The 18,440-nt window shown below is 49.1% G+C and carries 20 protein-coding genes and 1 pseudogene; 17 read left to right on the top strand and 4 right to left on the bottom strand.

The window, feature by feature from the left end; translation table 11 throughout:
- The first annotated feature begins 29 nt into the window (after positions 1 to 29).
- From A7K91_RS13940 to glnA, 12 genes are all read left to right on the top strand, one after another.
- Positions 30 to 776 carry a class I SAM-dependent methyltransferase gene (locus A7K91_RS13940; protein WP_245697512.1) on the top strand — a complete coding sequence of 249 codons (747 nt, stop codon included), beginning with the start codon at positions 30 to 32 and terminating at the stop codon, positions 774 to 776.
- Complete coding sequence (miaA, locus tag A7K91_RS13935) at positions 766 to 1,794, top strand: tRNA (adenosine(37)-N6)-dimethylallyltransferase MiaA (protein WP_425415663.1); 1,029 nt, start codon at positions 766 to 768, stop codon at positions 1,792 to 1,794. The genes A7K91_RS13940 and miaA overlap by 11 nt, the downstream gene beginning before the upstream one ends.
- 6 nt (positions 1,795 to 1,800) lie before the next feature.
- Positions 1,801 to 2,040 (top strand): RNA chaperone Hfq, encoded by a 240-nt coding sequence (gene hfq / locus A7K91_RS13930; RefSeq protein ID WP_068683714.1) that lies wholly within the window; start codon positions 1,801 to 1,803, stop codon positions 2,038 to 2,040.
- Positions 2,041 to 2,338: 298 nt separating this feature from the next.
- On the top strand, positions 2,339 to 4,813 hold the full coding sequence (locus A7K91_RS13925) for a transglycosylase domain-containing protein (protein ID WP_068683713.1): 2,475 nt from the start codon (positions 2,339 to 2,341) through the stop codon (positions 4,811 to 4,813).
- A 47-nt stretch (positions 4,814 to 4,860) separates the two neighbouring features.
- A complete protein-coding gene (locus A7K91_RS13920; RefSeq protein ID WP_245697510.1) occupies positions 4,861 to 5,514 on the top strand; it encodes a peptidylprolyl isomerase in 654 nt (217 codons plus the stop codon).
- Between the two features lie 59 nt (positions 5,515 to 5,573).
- Positions 5,574 to 6,044 carry a VOC family protein gene (locus A7K91_RS13915; protein WP_068683711.1) on the top strand — a complete coding sequence of 157 codons (471 nt, stop codon included), beginning with the start codon at positions 5,574 to 5,576 and terminating at the stop codon, positions 6,042 to 6,044.
- Between the two features lie 324 nt (positions 6,045 to 6,368).
- Positions 6,369 to 6,926 (top strand): ribonuclease FAU-1 family protein, encoded by a 558-nt coding sequence (locus A7K91_RS13910; RefSeq protein ID WP_068683709.1) that lies wholly within the window; start codon positions 6,369 to 6,371, stop codon positions 6,924 to 6,926.
- Positions 6,927 to 6,994: 68 nt separating this feature from the next.
- On the top strand, positions 6,995 to 7,600 hold the full coding sequence (locus tag A7K91_RS13905) for a YdcF family protein (protein WP_169833414.1): 606 nt from the start codon (positions 6,995 to 6,997) through the stop codon (positions 7,598 to 7,600).
- A 102-nt stretch (positions 7,601 to 7,702) separates the two neighbouring features.
- Positions 7,703 to 8,674, top strand: a complete 972-nt coding sequence (locus A7K91_RS13900; protein ID WP_068683705.1) for an AAA family ATPase — start codon at positions 7,703 to 7,705, stop codon at positions 8,672 to 8,674.
- 139 nt (positions 8,675 to 8,813) lie between these two features.
- Positions 8,814 to 10,064, top strand: coding sequence for a methionine gamma-lyase family protein (locus A7K91_RS13895; RefSeq protein WP_068684455.1), 1,251 nt, complete (start codon positions 8,814 to 8,816; stop codon positions 10,062 to 10,064).
- Between the two features lie 61 nt (positions 10,065 to 10,125).
- Positions 10,126 to 10,542 carry a MerR family transcriptional regulator gene (locus A7K91_RS13890; RefSeq protein WP_068683701.1) on the top strand — a complete coding sequence of 139 codons (417 nt, stop codon included), beginning with the start codon at positions 10,126 to 10,128 and terminating at the stop codon, positions 10,540 to 10,542.
- A gap of 81 nt (positions 10,543 to 10,623) precedes the next feature.
- Positions 10,624 to 11,952, top strand: a complete 1,329-nt coding sequence (glnA, locus tag A7K91_RS13885) for a type I glutamate--ammonia ligase (protein WP_068683698.1) — start codon at positions 10,624 to 10,626, stop codon at positions 11,950 to 11,952.
- A 129-nt stretch (positions 11,953 to 12,081) separates the two neighbouring features.
- Here the strand turns inward: glnA and A7K91_RS13880 are convergent, their stop codons facing one another.
- A complete protein-coding gene (locus tag A7K91_RS13880; RefSeq protein WP_156739555.1) occupies positions 12,082 to 12,408 on the bottom strand; it encodes a translation initiation factor 2 in 327 nt (108 codons plus the stop codon).
- Positions 12,409 to 12,572: 164 nt separating this feature from the next.
- Here A7K91_RS13880 and A7K91_RS13875 point away from each other — a divergent pair, with 164 nt between their 5' ends.
- Positions 12,573 to 13,283: a DUF421 domain-containing protein gene (locus A7K91_RS13875; protein ID WP_068683697.1), complete on the top strand. Its 711-nt coding sequence runs from the start codon at positions 12,573 to 12,575 to the stop codon at positions 13,281 to 13,283.
- A 13-nt stretch (positions 13,284 to 13,296) separates the two neighbouring features.
- Here the strand turns inward: A7K91_RS13875 and A7K91_RS13870 are convergent, their stop codons facing one another.
- Positions 13,297 to 13,788, bottom strand: a complete 492-nt coding sequence (locus tag A7K91_RS13870) for a ferritin-like domain-containing protein (protein ID WP_245697508.1) — start codon at positions 13,786 to 13,788, stop codon at positions 13,297 to 13,299.
- A gap of 199 nt (positions 13,789 to 13,987) precedes the next feature.
- A complete protein-coding gene (ku, locus tag A7K91_RS13865) occupies positions 13,988 to 14,836 on the bottom strand; it encodes a non-homologous end joining protein Ku (RefSeq protein WP_068683694.1) in 849 nt (282 codons plus the stop codon).
- A 150-nt stretch (positions 14,837 to 14,986) separates the two neighbouring features.
- Between ku and A7K91_RS13860 the strand changes: the two genes are divergently transcribed.
- From A7K91_RS13860 to A7K91_RS13850, 3 genes are read left to right on the top strand one after another with little or no spacing between them, the layout of a single operon-like run.
- The gene (locus A7K91_RS13860; RefSeq protein WP_068683692.1) at positions 14,987 to 15,208 is read left to right on the top strand and encodes a spore coat associated protein CotJA; all 222 of its coding nucleotides are present in this window, start codon (positions 14,987 to 14,989) and stop codon (positions 15,206 to 15,208) included.
- Between the two features lie 7 nt (positions 15,209 to 15,215).
- Positions 15,216 to 15,479 carry a spore coat protein CotJB gene (locus tag A7K91_RS13855; protein WP_068683690.1) on the top strand — a complete coding sequence of 88 codons (264 nt, stop codon included), beginning with the start codon at positions 15,216 to 15,218 and terminating at the stop codon, positions 15,477 to 15,479.
- 36 nt (positions 15,480 to 15,515) lie between these two features.
- A complete protein-coding gene (locus tag A7K91_RS13850) occupies positions 15,516 to 16,085 on the top strand; it encodes a manganese catalase family protein (protein ID WP_068683688.1) in 570 nt (189 codons plus the stop codon).
- Between the two features lie 380 nt (positions 16,086 to 16,465).
- Here the strand turns inward: A7K91_RS13850 and A7K91_RS13845 are convergent, their stop codons facing one another.
- A complete protein-coding gene (locus A7K91_RS13845; protein WP_068683686.1) occupies positions 16,466 to 17,488 on the bottom strand; it encodes a DUF2332 domain-containing protein in 1,023 nt (340 codons plus the stop codon).
- 414 nt (positions 17,489 to 17,902) lie between these two features.
- Between A7K91_RS13845 and A7K91_RS13840 the strand changes: the two are divergent.
- Positions 17,903 to 18,361: pseudogene (locus tag A7K91_RS13840) on the top strand (recombinase family protein); the annotation flags it as partial.
- Positions 18,362 to 18,440 lie beyond the last annotated feature (79 nt).

Raw genomic sequence — 18,440 nt, 5'->3', positions numbered from 1 at the left:
TTGTTACAACAGCCCCAAGGCCCTCTGAAATGGCCAAGCGGAAAGCCGCCAGGCTGGCGGCAGACCTCGGGGCAGCACTTGTGCAGCGGAGAGGAGCGACGGTGCGCCAATTGGTTGGCGCGGCTCCCGGCAAGCAAGCGATAGTCGTGACCGAGCATGAGGTCCGCTTTTATGACGGGGAGGATGCAAAGCCGTTGTTTTTTCATCCCAGCATGGCCTTTATCCGGGTCAAACGATTAAGAGACGGCGGAAGCGATCCGCTTGTAGAATGGTCGAGGTGCAAGCCCGGCGATGTCATTATTGACTGTACGGCCGGAATGGCCGGCGATTCCCTTGTTTTGTCCTATGCGGCCGGGGAGACCGGAACGGTGACGGCGCTGGAGAGCGGGGAGGTGCTGTCCGCGCTTGTTCGGGAAGGCTTGTCCTCCTACCAGTCGGGATTGCATGACGTCGATGAGGCGATGCGCCGGATCACGCTTGTAACGGCGGCGCATCTTGAATATTTGGCAAGCCGCCCTGACAAAAGCGCGGATATCGTTTATTTTGATCCCATGTTCCGCAAGCCGGTTTATGAATCCTCCGCTATTTCGGCATTCCGTCCTATCGCTAATGGCGAAGCGTTGTCGGAGGAGGCTGTTTTCCACGCGCGGCGTGTGGCAAGAAAAACGGTTATTATGAAGGAGCACGGAGCAAGCGGTGAATTCCAGAGGTTAGGCTTTACGCCGTGCCTGCCAGGCGTTCCCAAAATTACGTATGGAGTGATACATGTTGATTGAACACCAGAAGCGCTGGAAAATGCCCCCCGGAGAAGACGGAGGCGGCAAAATTCCTTTGCTCGTGCTGATTGGCCCAACCGCGGTTGGCAAAACCGCTCTTAGCCTTAGCCTGGCGGAGCAGTGGAACGCCGAAATTATTTCCGGCGATTCCATGCAGGTCTACCGGGAGATGGATATCGGGACGGCAAAAATCAAGGTAGAGGAACGGCGGGGCATCCGGCATCATCTGATCGATATTGTTGATCCTGACCAGCCTTATTCCGCAGCCGATTTTCAAAATGACGCAAGAAACGCCATCGCCGAAATTGCGGCGCGCGGCAAGCTTCCTTTTATCGTTGGGGGGACGGGATTATATATTGAATCATTGTGCTACGATTACCGCTTTGCAGAGCAGGGCTCCGATGAAGCGTTTCGGGCCCGGCAGGAGGCTTATGCCGCCTCGCATGGAGCAGAGGCGCTGCATGGCCGTCTGGCGGAGGTTGACCCGGAGTCGGCGGAGCGGCTTCATCCCAATGATTTGCGCCGCGTCATAAGAGCGCTTGAGGTGCATCATCTGACGGGAGAGCCCTTCAGCAAGCAGCAGGCGGGGCAACGGAAGGAATCGCCTTACGAGCTGATCATTCTGGGGCTCACGATGGAGCGTGCGGCTTTGTACCAGCGTATCGAGGAGCGAATCGACGGCATGCTGGCGGAAGGCTTGCAGGCCGAGGTGGAGCGGCTGATGAAGCGTGTTCCTCAGCCTCATCCAACGCCGCTTCAGGCATTAGGCTACAAAGAGCTGGCGGCTTATTTGCGGGGCGAGCTGTCCTATGAGGCCGCTGTAGAGCTTCTGAAAAGGGATACCCGGAGGTTTGCAAAACGCCAGTTATCCTGGTTTCGGCACATGAACGAAATTCACTGGTTCGACACAAATGAAAATATTCAAGAGAAATTGAATGCGATTCATGGTATAATAGCAGGAAAGTTTCAAGGTTATCTTGAATATAATTCTAATCAATCTTTAGTAGACGGGGGTTAGCGTCCAATGAACAAGTCCATTAATATTCAAGATACGTTTCTGAACCAGCTGCGCAAAGAGAACATTCCGGTAACCGTTTTTTTGATGAACGGCTTTCAAATTCGCGGAGTTATAAAAGCGTTCGATAATTTTACGATTATTATCGACAGCGAAGGCCGGCAGCAGATGGTGTACAAGCATGCTGTGTCCACGTTTATGCCTCAACGCAATGTTTCGCTGATGCAGCAGGACGGTCCGACCGCTTAATTTTGACCTGCTGGACAAGTCTTTTTTCTGGCTGGAGAAGACGAAAAGCTGGATGATTGAAGACGGAAAATGTGAAGAATTTGTTGATTTATTAAGAATTGCCGAAGCGCTGAAACGGAAAGTCATGAAACTTTCTTATAGAAAGGTTCGTTTAACTAGATAGCGGCATGCAGGAGCAACCCGCTTTAACGGGTTGCTTTTGTCGTTTTGAGGCAATGCTGTCTATCAAGGCGTGTGTGCAGGCTCGAAGCGAATGCATACGCGTTAAAGCGAACAAGCGAGCAGGAGGGAAGCCGTCATGACGGAGAAAAAAACCAAAGGGGCCGCAAGACCCGCAAAAAAGAAAAAGAAAAGAATGTCGGGACAAGCCTGGTTTTATACGATCTTTTTTACCATGGTAATTGGTGTAGTTTGTGCGATTATTGGTTATCTGCTTATTATCTTGAATGGCGAGCGGCTGCTTGCCGAGCATGGCAACAAGCTGGATTTTGGCGAAGCGTCCATTGTTTACGATGTGGACGGCAATGAGATTTCAAGGCTTTACGTGTTTGACGAGCATCGCGAGGTCGCGGAGTTCTCTGAAATTCCGAAGCAATTGCTTGAGGCAATTGTAGCGACGGAGGACCGAAGGTTTTACGAACACTCCGGTCTGGACTTTTTCGCAATCGGACGCGCGCTTGTTAAGGATATCGTAGCGAGAAAAGCAGTGGAGGGCGGCAGCACCATCACCCAGCAGCTGGCGAAAAACGTATTTTTATCGGCGGATAAAACGTTTTTCCGAAAAGCGACAGAGGCTTCCATTGCCGTAGCGCTTGAGCAGGATATGACGAAGGATGAAATTTTGACGATGTATCTGAACCGGATTTATTTCGGTAAAGGCATTTATGGCGCAAAGGCCGCGGCCCAGTTTTATTTTGGCACAGAGCTGTCGAAGCTTGAGCTTTGGCAAAGCGCGACGCTTGCAGCGATGCCGAAGGGACCAAATCTGTACAATCCCATCAACAACCCCGAAGAGTCTATGAAGCGCCGGGCTGTGGTGCTGCAGCTCATGTATCAGGAAAACTATATTTCGGAAACAGAGATGAACGAAGCCAAGGCGGTTCCCTATGTGCAGCCTGAAAATCAGAATCAGCTAAAAACGGGCTCCTACCATGCGTTTGTTGACTATGTCATTGATGAAGCTATGGAAAAAATGGGAATAGATGAAACCGAGCTTCGCGTCAGCGGCTTGCAAATTCATACCACGCTGAGCGTTCAGGCTCAGCAAGCTGTGGAAAAAGAATTCGCAGACGCTTCGAACTTTGAAGAAAGCAAGGACGATCAGCTTGTTCAAGGCGCTATGGTCATCATGGATCATCAGACCGGCGAGGTAAAAGCTATTGCAGGCGGCCGGGATTATGCGCAGCGCAGCTGGAACCGTGCGGTGAAGCCGCGTCAGCCGGGCTCCTCCATCAAACCAATCGTGTCGTACGGCCCGGCGCTTGAGACCGGAAAGTTTACGCCGTCAACTATTTTGAAAAATGATCAAAAATGTTTTGGCAACTATTGCCCAACCGACCGTTGGGGTCCCGTCGAGGTTTCCATGACGCAAGCGATGAAGGATTCCCGTAATCTGGCGGCCGTTTGGACGTTAAATCAAATCGGAGTTAAAACCGGCGCCACTTTTGCCAAAAAGCTTGGCATTCCGGTGCTGGACGATGACATGAACCTGGCTTTGGCGCTTGGCGGCATGACGCGCGGCGCTTCGCCGATGCAGATGGCGACTGCGTACAGCGTGATGGCTAACGGCGGGAAGTCTGTTGACGCCCATGCGATTTTGCGCATTCAGAAAAAGGGCAAGGATGTCTACACCTATACAGCGCCGGAGAGCAAGCAATTGATGTCGTCCCAAACCGCAGCTTATTTGACTCAAATGATGCAAGCAGTCATCGAAAAGGGCGGTACAGGTACAAGGGCTGCAATAGACCGTCCGGTAGCGGGTAAAACCGGAACAACCCAGCATGGTATTCCGGGCTACAATGGCTCCGGCATCAAGGATGCCTGGTTTGTCGGCTATACGCCGGAGTGGACAGCAGCCGTATGGATGGGCTACGATAAGACTGACGTGGACCATATTTTGCAAAAGGGCAGCGCGCAATCCGCGGCATTGTTCGCCAAGGTTATGCAGCCCGCATTAAAAGGCATTCCAAAACGAAGCTTCCAAACGGCGGAGCCGCCGGAGGAGGAAGAAGAGGAAGAACCGCAGCCTCTGGCGACGGTTAACGGTCTTAGCGCCGTATTCGAAAAAGAGAGCATTAAAGTTATTTTGAGCTGGACCGCAAGCGAAGAACCGGATGTAACTTATGAAATATTCCGTAAAGAGGAAGGAAGCGACACCGGTTATATTTCGTTTGTTGATGATGTTGCTGGTACAACTGTTGAGGATATGAGCGTTTTCCCGGGTGTCACCTATGACTACTACGTGGTTGCGCACAACAAGGCCAGCAATGCAAAAAGCGAGCCTTCGAATGCCATTACCGTTGCGATTCCGCAAATCGACCTGGGTACTCCGGGTATTCCGATGGAGCCGCCAGAGGGAAGCGAGCCCGTTGAAACCTTGCCGGTGGAAACGCCGCAAGCAACTCCTGATACAGGCGGAGAGGAGCCTGCGGCTACCCCGTCGCCAACGGACGATGGAAGCATTGGCGGCGAAGCGCCTATAGAAACGCCGCTTTCAACCGAGGCTTCCGGAAAAATGGGAGAAGAGCAGGGCATGGCGGACACGCAAGGCTAATGTCAACGGCTGCGGCAGGCTTGTCATGAGATGGGTGGTTGAAAAGAGTGAAAGCTAGAAAATATTGGTTTGCATCTGTAATGGTGCTCCTTCTGCTGATTTTACTGTCAGGATGTGGAGGTGGCGGCGAAAGCGTCGGCGTCTCAAATCCGGATAACGGAGCCGGAGAGGTGAAAATATCAAGCTGGAGCAAGATGCCGGAAATGTCTATTGATCCGGACAAAAGCTATCGCGCCGTCGTAAAAACAAGCATGGGCACCTTCGGCATCAAGCTGCTGGCGGAAGACACGCCGGTGACTGTAAACAATTTTGTGTTCCTGGCAAACGAAGGGTTTTATGAAGGCTTGACCTTCCATAATGTCATTGATTCCTTTATGATTCAAGCAGGCGATCCGCTTGGCAATGGGACGGGAAATGCGGGCTACCGCATTCCCGACGAGCTGGATGCCGGGGCAACCTACCACGAGGGCACGGTTGCGATGTTCAACACTGGAGTGCCCAATTCCGGCAGCAGCCAGTTTTTTATTTGCACCGGTCCTGACGCTGCCAATTTGAATCGCCAGCCGGACTATGCTGTTTTTGGCGAAATTGACGAAGGCATGGATGTGGTCAAGAGCATTGCCGGCGTTCCCGCTAAAAACGGCAAACCTGTTGAGGATGTTACCATTTTAAGCATAACGATTGAGGTCAAGGATCAATAGGCTGCTTGTAGATGCAATAATAAGTTGAAACAATTATAAAATGAAGGAGAATGAGGTGGATGATTAAAGGACTGTATGAGGCGCATCTGCCTGTTCGAAGCCTGGATATTTCCATTCCATTTTATGAAAAGCTGGGTTTGACGATGGCTTGGCGAGATGCAGACACCGCTTTTTTCTGGATTGAAAAAGGCATTAGCTGGATTGGCCTATGGGAAGGCGAGGAGCATAAAACGCCTTATCATCCTTCGCTGCGCCATATCGCGTTCCGTACAAGCTACGAGGAAATGAAGCAGTCTCTTCATTGGCTGGCATCCATTGGCGTGAATGCCGTTCCATTCGGCAGACGGTCAACCGTAGAGCCTTTTGTCAGACCTAATCAGGGCAATGCCTCCGTTTATTTTGACGATCCTGACGGCAACAGCCTTGAGCTTATGTGCTTTGTTGACGTGCCGGAGGCTCTGCGCCATATTACGGACAAGCTTTCCATTCAGGAGTGGGAGACTTTGCTGGAGTCATCGGCACAAAAATGATGTGGCCGAAATGGCCGCTTTTTGAGGGGCTATCCAAAAAGTCAAGCGGAACGAATAATGATTCAGCAGAGAGGACCGGAGGGGAAAGGGTGTCTTGTGGGCGAGTTTTTTTGTCCGCTTTTATCATGAGCTTCCAAGACACCCTTCTCCGGTAGGGACCGATTTTGCTGAATCATTATTCCACCGTAACGGGCTTTTCGGACAGTTCCCTTTTTTATGAGGCGGGGCCCGGTTTATTTTTGCGGTTCGCTGGAGATGGACGTTAAGATATGGTAATCTTTTTCTATGGGTGGATTCCTAAATGAACGGAAAGGTACGTTCCTTATGAAAAGAAAATTTTCTGATCGCGCGAATTGGCGCCGTATCACGCGCAGGAGCTATTCCTGTCTGGCGCTTGACGGCGACGAGTTCAAGGGACTCGTTACCTTTTACCGCATTCATGAGCTGCGTGAGCCGTTATGGAAGGAATACGACGGAAAAAGGCTATGCCTTGCCGACCGCGGCTACTTGTGGATGCAGCATTTTCCGAAAGGCGAGCATTTTGTTGTCACAACTATGTTTGACGATAAAGGGCGAGTGGTGCAGTGGTATATCGACGTGTGCAAAACACAGGGACTTACCGACCAGCAAGTGCCATGGTTTGACGATTTGTATCTGGACGTTGTTGTTTTGCCAACCGGCGAGGTGTACCTGATGGACGAGGATGAGCTGGAGGATGCGCTCAGACAAGGCGATGTAACGGGTAAGGAGGCCGCGCTTGCGCGCAAGACGGCCGGCAAGCTGCTGTCCAGCATCAAAAGCGGCAGATTCCGTTATTTTACGTTAAGTCTCAAGCATCGCAAAAGCTTGCTTGCCCAGAGGGGAGAATTAAGCGAATCATGAAAAAGGCAACAAAAAAAAGGAGCAAGCCGCGTCGTCGGAAGACCGCCTTTCGACCGTGGCGGCTCCTGTTGCGTTTTATACTGGCCGCGTTTACGGTGACGGCCATTTGGTGCCTGTATGTGCTGTGGCTTGTAAGCAGCTATGATATTCCGGAGAAGTATCCTGGGGCGGATGCCGGCATCGTGCTGGGAGCCGCGCTGTGGAACGACCGGCCAAGCCCCGCCTTGCGCGAGCGTCTGGAGCTGGCCCGTCGTCTGTACGAGGAAGGGACAGTGAAGCGGCTTATTCTCTCCGGCGGCTACGGGGGCCGGCACTCCAGCTTGTCTGAGGCTGAAGGAATGAGGAATTATCTCGTTGCAGCCGGCGTGCCGAGGGAAGCATTGCTGCTGGAGGACAAGGCGGCCGATACGTATCAGAATCTCGTATTCAGCCATTCTGTAGGCGAAAGCGAAGGCGTCGCCACCTATTTGATTATTACACATGACTATCATGCTACCAGAGCGAAGGAAATGGCGCAGTTTGCCGGATTGGATACAATGGCCGTGGCGGCCGTGCATTCCGACGTCCTGAATCCTTATTACAACAATACGAGGGAAATGCTTGCATATTCCAAGTGGAAGCTGGACTGGGCCTTGATGAAGCTTGGCATTGTTTCTCCTCCAACACTGCCGTGAATCTGCTAATATGGCGCTGCAAGATAGAATAAACTTGTAGTGTATATCGGATGTCAGACCGTAGATTCGGCGGCTTCCGTTAGAAGGAGGGCGGTGCGCGGGATGAGTGGAGGAGTGATTTCGGGAACCGGCAGCAGCTCTGCCAGGCCTTCCCGGCAAATCAATGTTGTGCTTAGAAGCCAGGAATCGTTTAGCGGGGGAGCGGCTCACGCGCTTGATGCAGAGCCAATCCCGCAGGTTAAGCCGCTTCCGGCGGTAGATCATTTTGCCGATATTCAGAAGGAATTGGACCCTATGATCGGCATGGACAGCGTCAAAGCTCTCGTCTATGAAATTTATGCGCTGCTCTATATTGGCCGCATGCGTCTTGAGGCCGGCCTGTCCGGCGGCTCGCAGGTCTATCATATGATTTTCAAAGGAAATCCAGGCACGGGAAAAACAACGATTGCCCGCATAGTCGCCAAGCTGTTTCAAAAAATGGGCGTATTGTCCAAGGGGCATCTGATCGAGGTAGAGCGGGCGGATCTGGTAGGCGAATACATCGGGCATACCGCCCAAAAAACAAGGGATCTGGTTCGCAAGGCGCTTGGCGGGGTATTGTTTGTAGATGAAGCCTACAGCCTTGCGCGCGGCGGCGAAAAGGATTTTGGCAAGGAAGCCATCGACACGCTAGTCAAAGCGATGGAGGATCACCGCAATCAATTTGTGCTTATTTTGGCGGGTTATCCGCTTGAAATCGAGCAATTTCTGGCAACCAATCCTGGGCTTCCTTCGCGCTTTCCGCTTCAAATCGAATTTCCCGACTATTCGGTGGATCAGCTGCTTCAAATTGGCGAGCAGATGGTCAAGGAACGGGATTATGTGCTGCTGCCGCAAAGCATGTTCAAGCTGCGCCAGCATTTGATTCAGGAAAAGCTCAATGATTTATTTTCATTCAGCAACGCCCGGTTTGTACGCAATATTCTTGAAAAAGCGATGCGCCATCAAGCCGTCAGGCTGATCGGGCAATATTCCAGCACCATTCCGACCAAAAGCGAGCTGATGAGTATTCGGCCCGAGGACTTGAAGCTGTAACCCGGAGAGCGTTCTCGCAAGTGCTCTCAACAGGAGATAACAGACAGAGGAGACTTGAAAAGCAATGAAGGAAAGGCAGCAACACAATAACGCAGAGCAGCAAAAGCAAACAGAGCAGCCGCCTTTATGGGAAACGCTGATGGAGCTTGCTGAAGCGGCAGAGGAAGAAGCTGCTTCAGCATTCCGCGCTATCGACCGGACGGCAGAGCGCAATCAGTGGAAGGTGATCGAAGCCTTCAAAAAGCATAAGGTCAGCGATTACCATTTTTCGGGTTCGACGGGATACGGCTATAACGACAGGGGACGCGAGGTGCTGGATCTTGTTTATGCCGATGCGATGGGAGCTGAAGCGGCGCTGGTACGTCCGCATTTCGCTTCCGGCACGCATACGATCAGCACCGCGCTGTTTGGCGTGCTGCGCCCCGGCAACGAGCTGTTGTACATAACGGGCAGCCCTTACGATACGCTGCACAAGGTGATTGGCAAACCCGGCGACGGCAAGGGCTCTCTGCGCGACTGGGGGGTGCATTGCTCCGAGGTGGCGCTGCTTTCTGACGGCTCGCTGGACTGGACGTCCATTGCGTCCGCTATCACCGCTCGAACAAAGGTGATAGGCGTACAGCGCTCCAGAGGATACGATTGGCGCTCTTCGTTTACTATTGCGCAGATTGCGGAGATTGTGGAGAGGATTAAGGCTATACGGAACGATCTGATTGTTTTTGTCGATAACTGTTACGGTGAATTTACGGAGCTGAAGGAGCCAACGGAGGTTGGGGCTGATTTAATGGCGGGTTCGCTGATCAAAAACCCCGGCGGCGGCCTGGCGGAGACAGGCGGCTACATTGCGGGCAAGCAGGCTTACGTCGAAGCTGCTTCTTACCGGCTGACTGCTCCCGGCATCGGCTCCGAGGTCGGCGCGATGCTGGGCACGCTTCGTTCCATTTATCAGGGGTTGTTCCTTGCCCCTCTTCTGGTGGGACAAGCTTTGAAGGGGAGCGTACTCGCTGCTGCATTGTTCCAGCGGCTTGGCTTTGAAACAAAGCCGCGTTGGGACGAGCCCCGTACGGACCTTATTCAGGCGGTGCGCTTTGGCGCTCCGGAGCCGTTAATTGCTTTTGTACAAAGCATTCAAAAGGCGGCGGCGGTGGATGCCCATGTTGTGCCGGAGCCGTGGGATATGCCGGGATATGAAAATCCGGTTATTATGGCGGCGGGAACCTTCATCCAGGGGGGCAGCCTGGAGCTCTCGGCCGATGCTCCAATCCGCGAGCCCTATATCGCTTATATGCAGGGCGGACTGACTTATGCGCATGCCAAATACGGAATTTTGACAGCGCTGGAAAGGCTTGTTTTAGAGGGTCAAATTGTGATTAAACCTTACATAACTTGACACGTTTGTGAAGGGAAGCTACAATGAAGCTATAACAGAGTTATTGGAAGGTTGATGCGACATGGCTGATGAAATACGCAGAAATATGGCCTTGTTCCCGATCGGCATCGTGATGAAGCTGACGGACCTGACGGCCCGGCAAATCCGGTATTACGAGCAGCATGAGCTGATCGTTCCGGCCAGAACAGCGGGTAACCAACGGCTGTTTTCGTTTAATGACGTAGAGCGATTGCTGGAAATCAAGTCATTGATTGAAAAAGGCGTAAACATCGCTGGTATTAAGCAAGTTATGAATCCGGTTTCTAAAGAGTCTGACGACGCGACTATTGTTAGCGAGCAATCCGAAGTCACCCGCAGGGAAATGTCGGAGCAGCAGCTGCACCGTTTGCTGAAGCAGCAGCTGATGGAGAAGAGACCGGGACGCGCCTCCATGATTCAAGGGCAGCTGAGCCGGTTTATGAATCATAATAAACGTTAATTAAGTGCAACTTATGGCAGCAGGCAGGACGTGTAATCAAATTCGGCTTTTTTGTACAACCTTATTCAAGGAGATGATGGCATGAGCTACACCAAAGAGGATATTAAACGCATTGCTGAAGAGCAGAATGTCCGGTTTATCCGGTTGCAGTTTACCGATTTGCTAGGCGCGATCAAAAACGTTGAAATTCCGGTAAGCCAGCTAGACAAGGCGCTTGACAATAAAATGATGTTTGACGGCTCTTCCATTGAAGGCTACGTTCGTATTGAAGAATCCGATATGTATCTGTATCCGGACCTCGACACGTGGGTTGTTTTCCCATGGGTTGCCCAGGATCGCGTTGCCCGTCTGATTTGCGACGTCTATATGCCGGACGGCACTCCGTTTGCTGGCGATCCGCGCGGCATTCTGAAGCGAGTCCTTAAGGAAGCCGAGGAAATGGGCTACACCGCGATGAACGTTGGACCGGAGCCCGAGTTTTTCCTGTTCAAAACGGATGAATCCGGCGAACCAACAACGGAGCTTAACGACCAGGGAGGCTACTTCGACCTGGCTCCGATGGATCTTGGCGAAAACTGCCGCCGTGAAATTGTGCTGACGCTGGAGGAAATGGGCTTTGAAATCGAAGCCTCTCACCATGAAGTGGCTCCGGGCCAGCATGAAATCGACTTCAAATATGCCGATGCGATTAAAGCGGCTGACCAGATTCAAACGTTCAAGCTGGTTGTTAAAACGATCGCTCGCGTACATGGCCTGCATGCAACCTTTATGCCAAAACCGCTCTTTGGCGTCAACGGCTCCGGCATGCACTGCCACCAATCGTTGTTCCAAGGCAATACAAATGTGTTTTATGATGAAAAGGACAAGCTTGGCCTAAGCGATACGGCTCGCTACTATATGGCTGGCATATTGAAGCATGCTCGCGCGATGGCGGCTATTACGAATCCAATCATCAACTCTTACAAACGTCTGGTTCCAGGCTACGAGGCGCCTTGTTATGTAGCATGGTCGGCTAGCAACCGTTCGCCTATGATCCGCATTCCGGCTTCGCGCGGTCTTTCGACACGCGTCGAGGTGCGCAATCCCGATCCGGCTGCTAACCCGTATCTGGCGCTTGCTGTTATGCTGAAGGCCGGATTGGATGGCATCCAGAACAGAATGACGCTGCCTGCGGCAACTGACCGCAATATCTATATCATGTCGGAAGAGGAGCGCGAAGACGCCGGCATCCCAAGCTTGCCTATCGACTTGAAGGAAGCGCTGGACGAGCTGCTGCGCAGCAATGTTATCTGCGACGCGCTTGGCGACCACGCTTTGGCTCACTTCTACGAACTGAAGGAAATTGAGTGGGATATGTACCGCACGCAAGTGCATCAATGGGAAAGAGATCAATATCTGACGCATTACTAAGAGGGTAAAAGCTTATAGGAATACGTTTTATGGGAGATTGTATGGGGAGACATTTTACCGAGGGGGGATTTATTCCTTCTTCGGGCGTCCCCCAAACGTCTCCCGTTTTTAATTTCTTCTGAATTTATATCATTTAAAGAGGCTTTTGATTTGTGCTAACTCGGTCATTACTAAATCCAGTTGTTTTTCTGTTGTGTCTAATTGATTAGAGGAATAACCGTGAATTTCTGATCTCTGATCCTTTGGATGTTCCAGTGCTTCTAATGCAAGAGCAGCGGCAATAGCGGTTATTCCATCTCCTATTGTCGTTATTGTAGAGCCGATAAAGACAAGCTTAGCAACCAGAATATCGGTTGATGTAGGTATAGATGTCTGATTAGATGCATTTGTATCTGTATCTGTATCTGTATCTGTATCTGTATCTGTATCTGTATTTGTGTTTGAATTGGTATTCATAATCAATTCCTTCCAGTCCGGATGAAAGTGAGCTTTTTTTATTGCATTATATGTCAGTGGGCGGTGGGTGTGAGGGGAGGAATAGTGAAAAGATATAAACGGTGTTTATTCATTCCCGATTGCGGCAATAGTAGGGATGAGAAAGAAGAAAGGGGCTTGATATCATGGGCGACCATCTTATCATTCTGATCCGTAGTATTTCTGCATTTATCATCCTGATGCTGATAGCAAGATTATTGGGAAAGCAAACCCTCTCCAATATGAACTTCCATGAATTTGTTACGGCTGTAATATTGGGAGCCATGGCCGCAAACTTTGCTTTTAATGAAAAGATCGAGGTTATGCATCTTATCATAGCCTTGTCTGTATTTACGCTGACTTCATTTGTTTTGTCCAAGCTTTTTATGAAGTTTAGAAGGTTTAAGCTATGGACGGAAGGAAGCCCCACCGTTCTTATTGAAGGCGGGGCGATTCTTGAGGGAAATTTGAAGAAAAATAATATGACACTTGATTCATTAAATCAGCAGCTTCGCCAAAAGGAGATTTTTAATATAGAGGATGTAGAATACGCTTTGCTCGAAATTAATGGGAAGTTATCCGTTCAGAAGAAAAAGGAATTGCAGCCGGTCACTCTAAAGGACCTTCAGCTGAATCCTGGAGCTGCTCCACAGTATCCCATCGAGCTTATTATTGACGGTCAGCTTTTACAAAAAAATATGGAGGTTAATCAGGTTTCCGAAAGCTGGCTGATATCCCAGCTGAAGGCGCGTGGAAAGCTGCCCAAAGATATCTTTTATGCAGTAAAAGGAAGCAACGGACAGTTGTATGTGGATGAATATTATGATAAAATCATCCATCCGATAGATATAGAATAAGCGGCTATTACGACTATTGATGATTGATTGTAATCAAATTGTTGTATTTGGAAGCATGCTTCAGCTCATCCAAAATAACGCCGAATACCGTATCCTTATAAATGCCTGCCGGCAACCCAAACCAGATATTGCGATATTTTTCTACGGCGCCTAGTTCCCCTTGCAGCGCACGCTGCAGTCCTTCGCGATAAGAGCTTATCGGTTGATAAAGCTCGCTTCCTTCGGTTGTGATTTCTTGTCCCGTCAGCGCCCGGTACATCTCTCTGAACATTTTGTTATGGCCCCGTTCGTCATTTCGAATATTGACGATAATCTCTGCTTGCTCCCTTGAAGGGGCGAGCTTTATTAATTCATCATAAAATAGTTCATCGTTTCTTTCTCCCTGAACAGCTTCCTTAATTCCCTGTAATGAAGAATCATAATTTGTATTCCATACCGGTGAAAATGGCATTCGCATGATATGCGGATATTCATAATATTGCCAATACAGATAAGTAGGGTGCAACGGCTACAACTCCCAACACAGTTTTTGCTGGAAGTATATGCATAGTTGCCTATATTGGTTCCTAAGTGTCATTTTGTTCAACCAGGACAAGACAAATGGTTTCAAGTGGTTTGTTTAAATGGATTCTGTTTTTTCTTGACCCGGTGCCATTGTGATTCATTTGATTACTGCCATTTATTTCGTTATTTCATTTAATGGATCAGGAAGTTTTGGCCGCCTTCTGTTTTGGCTGTTTTCGCTTTTTGGGCGCGGCGCCACCGGTATCGGCGGGACTTTGTACGGCCTGAAGCGAGGCTTGAAGGGCAGCCATCAGGTCGATGACCTTACTTGGGCCGGCTGCTGGTGGAGCCGCCACCAGGTCCGGATTTTCGCCCGCTACCTTGTCTTCAATAAGCGCAAGCAGATTGGCGCGGTACTCATCGGTATATTTTGCAGGGTCAAACGGCTCGCTTAGCTGTTCAACAAGCGTTTTGGCCATAGACAGCTCCTTTTCATTGATCGACGGCGCTTCCGGCAAGTTGGGAACCTGGCTGATGGAGCGGATTTCGTCAGGGAACAGCATCGTTTCCAGACAGAGGCAATTATCAACAACGCGTATAGCGGCCAAGCTGCTTTTTGCCCGGATGTTGATGGTGGCAATGCCTATTTTCCCGGTTTGACGTATCGCCTCCAGCAGCAAGGAATAAGCTCCCGATCCCGCCATATCGGGCGAAAGATAATAAGGCTTTTCGAAATAAATGGGATCAATATCTGTAAGGTCGACAAAATCCAATATTTTGATATTACGCGCCGCCTCTGGCTTTAACGCTTCTATTTCCTCCTCTTTTATGATGACGTATTTGTCCTTCTCATATTGGAAGCCCTTCACGATTTCCTCAGGACCAACCTCTTTGTCGCAATGAGGGCATTTTTTTTCATATTTGATCGGCATGCCGCATTCCTTGTGCAGCTGTCTGAAATGAACGTCCCGATCCTCCGTTGCAGAATGCATTTTGACGGGAACGTGAACCAGCCCAAAGCTGATTGCGCCTTTCCATACCGTGTGCATACACTCACTCCATTCACATCTTTTCGTTAGTTTTCCCGTCCGGGTAAAGTTTGTATTCTCTTTGGCTTGAAAAATAATCTGCACATATCGTACAACCCGCAGCACATACCATGTATGAGGAGAAATAGGTGAGAAAGGAGGGTGGGTGGAATGGATGATCAATTCCGTTACTACAAGCCTTTTATTAGTCCGCTTGATCCTTGTCCGCCGATCAGGATTAAAAGCTACAATGTTCCCCCGCAGCTGTTTATTGCATTTCAGCCGCCGAATTGGCCGCAATTTTCGCCTCATGAAGCGTTGAAAAAAGGGACGTTGTGGCCGGCATTGTTTGCACCATATCCTGATCCATCAACTGGAACAGAAGGCAGGTGACCGTATCATGTCCATTGTGCTCGACGACGCTTATTATAAGCTGCTTCATGATTTGCAAGCAGCGGATTTTGTGCTGGTGGAACTAAATCTATATTTGGATACCCATCCCGATGATGAAGCAGCCATTCAGCAGTATAATCAATACGCCGAGCTGCGCAAGCGAATTGCGGCGCAATATGAAGCACAATACGGCCCCTTGATGCACTTCGGCCATAGCTTATCCAAAACCCCATGGCAGTGGAAGGAGGCCCCTTGGCCTTGGCAGGTTTGATTGTAACAATAACGATGGAGACGGAGGAAAGCATTCATGTGGGTGTATGAAAAAAAGCTCCAATATCCCGTCAGGGTTAGCAAATGCGATCCACTTATGGCCAAGTTTCTGATCGAGCAATACGGTGGCTCGGATGGAGAGCTCGCGGCCGCGCTGCGTTATTTGAATCAACGCTACACGATTCCGGATAAGGTTGTAGGGCTGCTGACGGATATAGGGACGGAGGAATTCGCCCACCTTGAAATGATCGCTACGATGATCTACAAGCTGACAAAGGACGCAACGCCGGAGCAGATGAAGGCGGCGGGGTTAGGCGATCATTACGCGAATCATGACAAAGCGCTCTTTTACCAAAATGCATCCGGCGTGCCATGGACGGCCAGCTACATACAGGCCAAGGGCGATCCCATTGCGGATTTGTATGAAGACATCGCGGCAGAGGAAAAAGCGAGGGCAACGTACCAATGGCTGATCGACATGACGGATGACGTCGATTTGCAGGACAGCCTGAAGTTCCTGCGGGAGCGGGAAATTGTGCATTCCATGCGGTTCCGCGAGGCGGTGGAGATTTTGAAGGAGAAGCGGGACGAGCGGATTTTTTATTGATTATAGTTTGGAGAAAAAAGCGAGCCCGTGGGGTAGAATGATATACTCCCATCATAGTTGACAGTAGATTAAGCAAACTTCTACTGCTTCCATGATGGGAGTTTTTTGATGGTCGAAAAGGGGCGAGTTCATGTTGCCTTTTACAATTGGACACAATTAACTCAATGTTACCTATTAGGCTCTAGTAATAAAATAAATACTCTTATGAGAAACTTCGCTTAATTGGTTAATGAACAGTTCGTAGCTGCTGCGCAGCCGATCCATAATGTGCAGTAAGTGAAGGGGGGATGGCCCTAATTAATCGACAGCAGCTCCGAATTAGAAAATAGAGTCATATACAGCGTAGTTAAACTAACGTTCCCAGATAGTTGAGTCAAGCATTATAATTTCCACTTAAACCAACGACCATGTCCGTCTATTTCTGCTAACGTTTCACTGTGTTCATTCCCATCGGCGTAATAATCAAGATGAAGGTCTAAATCCCACATATTGTTATAGAGATGAAACACTTCCCGCTCTTTACCCAAGAATTGAATTTGCTCACTCAATTTTTTCTTCGCAGCGGCCGGAATCTGATTGGCCACATGGGTATGAAATATACAAATTGTTGAATCGTGAGAAACGGTTGGAATTATTTCCGGGAGAATAGATACTCCATTTCCCTCAATTAGCTCCAAAGGCTGACTTTTAAGGTAATGAGCCGCTTTTTCAAAATAAGAATTACGCTCCTTATGTTCAGGCCATATCAAAGCTTTTAGCCAAAGGTAATCTTCGGGATCATTTAGGTTATTGACGTGTAAATCTAAACCAATCCTGCGTTGGACGGGTGGACTATGCTCAAACAATAATGGGAATCTATCTCCTTTAACTGTGGCACTTATTTCTAAAGTCGCTTGCTTCGATCCGTACTTCTGGTTGGATTGGTAGGAGTAACTATATTTGTCCCACAAGAGTTGGAGGCCTGCGCTTGTTCCTATTTCTATAAGTGTTAACGGCTTCTTAGTTATTTTATAAATATGGCAAAAGCTCGGGTATAAATATGCACATCGTCTGACTTCATTAGTTTGGACAAGTTTGTTTTCTAAAAGCTGAATGATCTCATATTCGTTCTGTATACAAAAATCCTTGAAACAATGTATAGCTCCTGAAGGTTTCTTTGGTTCTTCTACAATGCTGGGATAGTACGCGGTTAACTCATGTTCTCTCCCACTTAAAAGCAAATAATGAACCGCCCCAAGTAAAAGGTTAGGAACAGGTTGTTCTGGCTTTGAATGAGCAGCCATTTTAAGCAAATCCAGGTCATTTGCAATATGCCCTGCAAGATGTTCATAAAGACTACTCGAGTCTTTACATTCCCTTTCTGCAAAAATCTTAAATCGTTCCGATAGCACATCGATATCCATCACAATCACCACCCCTTCCATATAGTGGTATAGTATCATGAATAATCAATAAACAATACCTTGAACTTTCTATCTCATCGATAGAGTTCCTTTATCACAGAACTACAACTAATATGATGAATACGATTGGAGCTTTCTTCTATTTGGTTTAATTGATTTATTCTTTTGCATCGAGAGATTGAGTGCTTGTTGCACAGTTCGACGATAAAGCGAAGCAACGTTCAATTTCTATGAAGGAGAGAATCCAAATACCCAATTTATCATAACAGGCTTACCAAAAAACCCGTCTCAAAAAGCATGCTTTTTGAGACGGTTTTTTTGCCTACTTTTAGTGTTTCAAAATGCCTTAAGTTGTAATTTGGAACGTATCATCTGACGCAACCACTTTTTGAAACGTTTACGGGAGGAATTATATTGAAGCTGGCATATGGTCGTGTATCGGCTAAGGATCAGAATCCGGAACGACAGCGCGTTAAGTTCCGGGAGCTGGGAGTTGATGAACGGTATGTATTTGTCGACAAGCAGAGCGGTAAGAACTTTGACAGGCCGCAGTATCAGGCAATGCGTTTGCTGATTCGGGAAGGTGATTTGGTATACATGGATGCGCTCGATAGGTTGGGTCGGGATTACGATGGAATAATTTCGGAATGGAAGCACATCACGCGCGAGCTCAACGCGGATAGCAGTCTGGATAATGAAGCATTGTTTGATTCGCGGAAATTCAAAAGAATGGGTGACCTGGGGAAGTTGCTTGAGGATCAGTTTCTCAGCATGCTGGCTTATGTGGCTGAGCAGGAAAGAAAGAAGAACAGGCAGCGACATGCTGAAGGGATAGAGGTAGCTCGTACAGATGGCGTGAAGTTTGGTCGACCTAGTACTCTGTAAACCAACAAACTAATAGTAATCCATTGACCCGTCGATATATCTACAAAAAAGATATGAGGGATTGAGG

Origin of the sequence: Paenibacillus oryzae (genome assembly GCF_001675045.1) — a bacterium.
GTDB classification, from domain to species: Bacteria; Bacillota; Bacilli; order Paenibacillales; family Paenibacillaceae; genus Pristimantibacillus; species Pristimantibacillus oryzae.
This window is presented reverse-complemented; position numbering and strand designations above follow the sequence as displayed.